Consider the following 6,032-nt stretch of genomic DNA (forward strand, 5'->3'; position numbering starts at 1 on the left):
CCCTCACCTCCGGGACGTCCCGGCCGTTTCCGTCGTGCCGGTCGGGGCCGGCGCTGCCGCACGCTGCGCCGGGGCGGTCGACGCCGGCGGCCGTGCGCGGCGGGCAAGGACCCGGTCCACCCCGACGAAGGCCAGGCCGAGCAGCCAGAACGCCACGGCGAAACCCACCGCGCTCACCGTCACACCGGCGTAGCCGAGCTGGCCGGCGTCCACGAACGGGTACGGGTAGGAGTCCACCAGCGCCCCTCTGACCAGCGCGAACGCCAGGTACGCCAGCGGGAAGGCGAGCCACCAGGTCGCGTACCGGGGGCGTAGCCGGCCCCGGCGGTCGAAGAGCGCCCAGTCGGCCACCGCGAGCAACGGGACCACGGTGTGCAGGAACTGGTTACCGGTCGCGTCGGCGAGGGAGCGGTCCGGCTGCGCCATCGCGAACGGGCTGGCCGAATTGGCCAGGACCAGGTGGTAGACCACCCCGGTGATGGTGATGTAGAGGGTGACCGCGCCCCTGAGTGCCGACGGCGGGTCGGGCCGCCCCCGCCAGGCCCGCGCGACGGCGTACCCGGCGAGTAGTCCGACCGCGAGGTTGCTCTGGATGGTGAAGTACGGCAGCAGGCCGGTCACGGTGGCCGGGCCGGCGGCGGTCAGCACGATCCCGGCCAGCACGCTGAGGACGACCAGCAGTCGGAGGACCACCGCCGCCGGTCCACGCCGCAGAGTCATCAGCGCACGTTAACAGCCTCTGCCGGGCCCGTCACCGGCCAGCGGGGCCTCCGCCCGGCTCGGTGGGCTCCGGCAGTGCGCCCACCGGCTCCGACGGGTCGGCGGTCGGCTCCGACGGGTCGGCGGTGGTTCCGGGCCGGCCCGGGACGTCGCCCACCGGCGGGGTCGGCACCGCCGGCTGCCCGGTCGGCCTCGCCGGGTTCACCGACGGCACCGCCGGCTGCCCGGTCGGCCTCGCCGGTGGAGGCGCCGGCCGGTCGGGCCCGGCGGACGGCCCGGCGGACGGGGCGCCGGCCGAGGGCCCCGGCGTCCGCCGGCCGCCCAGCACCGTCTCGCACCAGGCGTCGACTTCGTCCCGCCCACCGGCGGCGCGGAGCAGCGGGGCGAAAGCCGGGTCCCGCAGCGCCCGCTCCGGGTCGATGGCGCGCGCGTCCCGCCAGGACCGGCACGACGGGACCAGCTCCGGTGCCCGTGGCCCGCCGCCGGGCGGCCCGTGGGTGGGCGCCGTCCGCACCGGCTCCGGGATGCCGCCGGATGGCCCGTCCACCGGCGTGGTCGTTGCCGGTGGCACCGGACGCAGCGGTTCGGGCATCGCCCCCTGTACGGTGGCGAGGGCCATGCCACCGGTCGCGGCAATGGCGAGCGCGGCGATGGTCTTCGCCGGCAGCAGGCGGGCCAGGGCGCCCTGGCGGACCGGGCGCGGCGACGGTCGTCGGGCGGGTGTCCGGCGGGCGGTGTGGAACGCCCGCACCGCCCGGTGTTCACCGCGCAGTTCCTCCGGCAGGGGGGCGGCGCGGACCGCGTCGAGCAGCCGGACGAGATCGTCGGGGACCTGTCGGCGGTCGACGGCGGTACCGTCGAGGAGGCGCTCGACGGTCTCCCGGTCGATCCGGTGTTGGTGATGTGAGGTCATCTCGTGTCCATCAGCGCCGGGGATCCCTCCGACGTCACACTGGTGGCCGGGGCCGGCGGGATGGCCGACCGGAGGATCATCCTCCCGGTCCCCGGGGACCAACCCGGGATCATCCCTCGGGTCACCGGCAGAACGGACGGATCGACACCTCAAGGTCCAACCGGGACGGTACCCGTCGACAGATGGATGGATGAGGCGTCACGGTCAGCGACAGGAGAACATGAACGCATGAAGGTGCTCTTCCTCGGTGGTCCCTGGCACAACGAACGTCACGAGGTGACGCCCGCCAGGGCGTCCGCCGCTCTGCGGTCGCTCCCGCTCAGCTTCACCGTTCCGCTCCCGACGGAGCGGAACATTGAAGCTGCGGGAGGCCCTCCGCCCTCCCGAGCCGGTGGTCACGTCACGTACACCCGTCGCTACGCCCGCGCCGGCGGTGAGCGCCTGCCCGTCTACGTCGCGCCGAACTACCAGGGCCCGCCCCGCGCCTGACCCACGCCTCGTCCTGCCCCCCCGGGCCCGGGTGCCCGGGGTCTCCTCCTCACCGAACAGCGCGAGTCGGACGTTGGCGGGGCGGGCGGTCAGGCCATGGTCCGCTGCCCGTCGAGCGCCTCCCGGATGATGTCGGCGTGCCCGGCGTGCTGGGCCGTCTCGGCGATGACGTGCAGCAACACCCGACGCACCGACCAACGGGCACCCGGGGGGAACCAGGGGGCCGACGGCAACGGATGGGTGACGTCGAGGTCGAGGGTGGTCACCAGCTCGTCGGTGCGCCGCGCGACGTCGGCGTACCGGTCGAGAAGGCCGGTCAGGGTCTCCCCGTCGGACATGCGGAAGTGTTCCACCCAGGTCTCCGGGTCGGCGTGCATCGCGGCGGGGCCCTCGATGACGAAGCGCAGCCACCGCTCCTCGACCCCGGCGACGTGCTTGACCAGGCCGCCCAGGCACAGCTCGCTGACCGTGGTGCGCCGGGCGGCCTGCTCGTCGGTGAGCCCGCGCACCGTGTGTCGGAGGAAACCGCGGTGCAGGGCCAGCGACTCGAGCAGGTCGGCACGCTCGCCGGTCGTCGAAAGGTCGGTAACGGTCACGTGGGGGTGTCCTTTCACGTCGTCCGATCGGGACACACGCTAGGGGCACCCTCCGACATTTCGCGGGCGCGCGCGTACCGCCGGGGGCCGCCACCGGTTGCCGAATCCGGACACCGGGGGTGAACTGGTGACATGGGTGTGATCAGGGTGGGTACGTCGTCCTGGGCCGACCAGATGCTGCTGCGCTCCGGCTGGTACCCCCGTACGGCCCGGACCCCTGCGGCTCGGCTCGGCCACTACGCCGGCCGGTTCGGTCTGGTCGAGGTGGACACCTCCTACTACGCCGTGCCGACGCCGGAGACCGCCGAGGGCTGGGCGGCGGCCACCCCGGACGGGTTCACCTTCGACGTCAAGGCGTTCAGCCTGTTCACCGGGCACCCGACACCGGTTTCCGTGCTGCCCCGGGACCTGCGTCCGGCCGGTACCCGCCGCCGGGTCCAGCGCCGCGACCTGCCCACCGAGACGTACGACGAACTGTGGGCGAGGTTCCACGCCGCGTTGACCCCGCTCGCCGGGACCGACCGGCTGGGGGCGGTGCTGTTGCAGTTCCCGCCGTGGTTCGCCCACGGCGAGGCGGCGAGACGGCGGATCGTCGAACTCGCCGGGCGCTGCCGGCCCCACCGGGTCGCCGTCGAGCTGCGCCACCACTCCTGGTTCGCCGAGCCGACCGTGCTGGACACCCTCGACCTGCTCCGCGACCACGACCTGACCTTCGTCTGCGTCGACATGCCCCAGGGGTTCGCCTCGTCGGTGCCGCCCATCCTGACCGTCACCGCCGGGCTGGCGATGGTCCGGTTCCACGGGCACAGCGCCGCCTGGGAGAGCGGCGACAAGCAGGAGCGGTTCCGTTACGCGTACGCCGAGGACGAACTCGCACGCTGGGCGGAGCTGCTGACCGAGCTGGCCGGGCAGGCCGACGAGCTGCACGTGCTGATGAACAACTGCTGTGGCGACCAGGCCCAGCGGGACGCCGCCCGGCTGGCCGACCTGCTGGGGGTGCCGGCGGGCTGGGCTGCCTGCAGGGGACCCCTGCTCGGCAAAATGCGGTAACAGGGGACCCCTGCTACCACCTCACCCGCACCCGCACCCGCACCCGCGACCAGGCACCCGGGACCACCGCAGGCGGGGCGCCTCAGGTGGGGCGGCGCACCTCGACGAGGATGCCGCTGCGCGGTCGGGTCGGGATCCGGTTCAGCGGGATGGTCAGGTCCTGGTCGGGCAGGGCGTGGTCGAGTCGGGCCAGCTTCACCGCGAGCGCCCGCAGCAGGGCGACCGTGATCGCCTCGCCCGGGCAGCGGTGGCCCGCCGCCGGGTCGCCGCCGCCCTGCGGCAGCAGCTCGTACGGGTCGATCTCCCGACCCAGGAAACGCTCCGGAGTGAACCGGTACGGATCAGGCCAGAACCGGGCGTCGTGGTGCTGGCCGTAGATGTCGAGCAGCACCATCGCCCCGGCCGGGACGTGCTCGCCGCCCCACTCCAGGTCCCGTACCGCCTTACCGCCGACGAACGGGGCGAACGGGTAGAACCGGCGCACCTCGTGGGCGAACGCCTCGGTGAACGCCGGGTCGTCGGCGCGCAGCCGGTCGCGGTGTTCGGGCCACCGGTGCAGCGCGTGCGCGGCGAACGCCACGAACCAGCTCACCGCCACCGTCGGGCGGATGATGTTGAGCAGCTCCACGGCGGCGGTGCGCGGGTCCAGCTCGGTGCCGTCGGCGTCCCGGTGCCGGGCCACCGCCGCCATGGCCGAGTCGGCCGGCTCCGCCTCGTCCCGGCGTACCCGGTCGACCAGGTCGGCCAGCCACGCCTCGCGCCGGGCCCGAACCCGGCGGGCCCGCCAGTGCCGTGGCCCGGCGGTGCCGAAGCCGTCCACCAGCGCGACCAGGTCCCCGGCCAATGCGGGCACCTCGGCCGGTGTGACCGGCACCCCGGTCCAGTCGCAGACCGCCCGGGTGAGCACCCGCGCCGTCTCGTCGAAGAGCACCACGGGGGAGCGGTCGGCCCAGTCGGGCACCGCCTCGTCCCAGGCCGCTGCGGCCCGGGCGACCAGGTCGTCGACGCCGCCGCCGGTCAGCAGCGCCAGGAACATCGCCTTGCGGACCCGGTGCGCCGTGCCGTCGAGGGTGTGCACCGCCCCGTGGCCGAAGAGGGTGCTGCGGATCGGCTCGGGCAGCGCGCCGTGCCGCTGGACGTGCCGCTCGTCGTAGAAGAACCGGGCCGCCTCCGGTCCGCGCAGCGCCACCGCCGGCCGGCCGAGCAACCGCATCGGCACGGCGTCCGCGTGGGCGCGTCGCCGCCGGTTCGGCAGCCAGGCGTACCCCTCGAACGCGAGGGGGAGGGTGTTGTCCAGGCGGAGACCACGGTGTGCCGACATGCCATCCTCCTGCCCGGTCGTCCGGACGGGGAAACCGGCTCTCAGCCGCCCGGTGACCAGGTCTCCGGATGCATGCCGGTCGCCTCCTCCAACGCGTTGTCCGGCAGGTCGCCGCCGGCGCGGTCGTCGGGGAAGGTACGGCGGGACGGTGCCGGGTCCGGGGGCGCTCCCGGACCGGCCTCGACATGGCGGCCCGACTCGACCGGGCCGAACCCGTGCCGGCCGGCAGGTCGGGTCACCCGCGCGGGTTCGCCCGCGCGCCGCTCGCCCCGTCGTCCCGGCGGTACGCCGGCCACCTCGCTGCCCTCGTCCATCGGCGAGTCCTCGCCGACTCCCCACGGCAGTTCGCCCTCGTACTCGCCGGTGCTGCCCCACGGTCCCGGCCGCTGGGGTCCGCGTCCCTCGGTGTCCCGCTCCTTCATGATCACCTCGCTGGTCGGCTGCGTCTGCCGAGGTGGAATCCCCGTCGGAAGCGTCCGCATGCCCGCCCGCACCGGGTGCGCCGGACCGTTACCGGTCGCCGGGGCCGGGTAACCGCACCGGAGGTCAGCAGCGACCGGTCGCCGGCCGTACGCCGGGTGGCCGCGAGGACGGGAGTCGACATGAACCGCAGCGTCCAGGCCCATCTGCACGGCGGACCGCTCGACGGGACGGTGTGCCCGGCTCCGGTGGAGGCCGACGGGCGGCCCGCCGAGCGGATCGAGTTCGACCACCGGGGGGACGGCGGGATCTGGTACGTCGAGTACCGGCGCACCCGCGACACCGACCAGGGCTGGCACTTCGAGGCGACCGGCAACCAGGAGCGCGCCGACGAGGAGTGATCCGGCAGGCGTGGCCCCCCCCCCCCCCCCGGGGCCGGGGGGCCCCCCCCCCCCCCCCGGGGGGCCCCACACCGGGGGGGCGGGCGGGGGCCGGGGGCCCCCCCCAGCCCCCCACCCCACCC

Annotated in this window: 8 protein-coding genes; 3 read left to right on the top strand and 5 right to left on the bottom strand. The window is 75.0% G+C overall.

Annotated features, from left to right (window positions below):
• Positions 1–3 precede the first annotated feature (3 nt).
• Positions 4–720, bottom strand: a complete 717-nt coding sequence (locus tag ACIBJE_RS02880) for a Pr6Pr family membrane protein (protein WP_396742071.1) — start codon at positions 718–720, stop codon at positions 4–6.
• Between the two features lie 31 nt (positions 721–751).
• The gene (locus tag ACIBJE_RS02885) at positions 752–1,633 is read right to left on the bottom strand and encodes a hypothetical protein (protein ID WP_396742073.1); all 882 of its coding nucleotides are present in this window, start codon (positions 1,631–1,633) and stop codon (positions 752–754) included.
• Between the two features lie 228 nt (positions 1,634–1,861).
• Here ACIBJE_RS02885 and ACIBJE_RS02890 point away from each other — a divergent pair, with 228 nt between their 5' ends.
• Positions 1,862–2,122 (top strand): hypothetical protein, encoded by a 261-nt coding sequence (locus tag ACIBJE_RS02890; RefSeq protein ID WP_396742075.1) that lies wholly within the window; start codon positions 1,862–1,864, stop codon positions 2,120–2,122.
• Between the two features lie 89 nt (positions 2,123–2,211).
• Here the strand turns inward: ACIBJE_RS02890 and ACIBJE_RS02895 are convergent, their stop codons facing one another.
• Positions 2,212–2,718 carry a DinB family protein gene (locus ACIBJE_RS02895; RefSeq protein WP_396742077.1) on the bottom strand — a complete coding sequence of 169 codons (507 nt, stop codon included), beginning with the start codon at positions 2,716–2,718 and terminating at the stop codon, positions 2,212–2,214.
• Positions 2,719–2,850: 132 nt separating this feature from the next.
• Between ACIBJE_RS02895 and ACIBJE_RS02900 the strand changes: the two genes are divergently transcribed.
• On the top strand, positions 2,851–3,768 hold the full coding sequence (locus ACIBJE_RS02900; RefSeq protein ID WP_396742079.1) for a DUF72 domain-containing protein: 918 nt from the start codon (positions 2,851–2,853) through the stop codon (positions 3,766–3,768).
• An 82-nt stretch (positions 3,769–3,850) separates the two neighbouring features.
• On the opposite strand, the gene ACIBJE_RS02905 is transcribed toward ACIBJE_RS02900, so the two are convergent.
• Entirely contained in the window at positions 3,851–5,089 is a 1,239-nt protein-coding gene (locus ACIBJE_RS02905; RefSeq protein ID WP_396742081.1) for a cytochrome P450, read from the bottom strand.
• 41 nt (positions 5,090–5,130) lie between these two features.
• A complete protein-coding gene (locus ACIBJE_RS02910; protein ID WP_396742083.1) occupies positions 5,131–5,511 on the bottom strand; it encodes a hypothetical protein in 381 nt (126 codons plus the stop codon).
• Positions 5,512–5,691: 180 nt separating this feature from the next.
• Between ACIBJE_RS02910 and ACIBJE_RS02915 the strand changes: the two genes are divergently transcribed.
• Positions 5,692–5,910: a hypothetical protein gene (locus tag ACIBJE_RS02915; RefSeq protein ID WP_396742085.1), complete on the top strand. Its 219-nt coding sequence runs from the start codon at positions 5,692–5,694 to the stop codon at positions 5,908–5,910.
• Positions 5,911–6,032 lie beyond the last annotated feature (122 nt).

The sequence above is a fragment of the Micromonospora sp. NPDC050187 genome, from assembly GCF_044459745.1.
Taxonomy (GTDB): Bacteria; Actinomycetota; Actinomycetes; order Mycobacteriales; family Micromonosporaceae; genus Micromonospora.

Bases quoted from the DNA above. Each gene is read 5' to 3' on its own strand.
- ACIBJE_RS02905 (WP_396742081.1), bottom strand. From the start codon at position 5,089: ATGTCGGCACACCGTGGTCTCCGCCTGGACAACACCCTCCCCCTCGCG.
- ACIBJE_RS02890 (WP_396742075.1), top strand. From the start codon at position 1,862: ATGAAGGTGCTCTTCCTCGGTGGTCCCTGGCACAACGAACGTCACGAG.
- ACIBJE_RS02880 (WP_396742071.1), bottom strand. From the start codon at position 720: ATGACTCTGCGGCGTGGACCGGCGGCGGTGGTCCTCCGACTGCTGGTC.
- ACIBJE_RS02910 (WP_396742083.1), bottom strand. From the start codon at position 5,511: ATGAAGGAGCGGGACACCGAGGGACGCGGACCCCAGCGGCCGGGACCG.
- ACIBJE_RS02885 (WP_396742073.1), bottom strand. From the start codon at position 1,633: ATGACCTCACATCACCAACACCGGATCGACCGGGAGACCGTCGAGCGC.
- ACIBJE_RS02900 (WP_396742079.1), top strand. From the start codon at position 2,851: ATGGGTGTGATCAGGGTGGGTACGTCGTCCTGGGCCGACCAGATGCTG.
- ACIBJE_RS02915 (WP_396742085.1), top strand. From the start codon at position 5,692: ATGAACCGCAGCGTCCAGGCCCATCTGCACGGCGGACCGCTCGACGGG.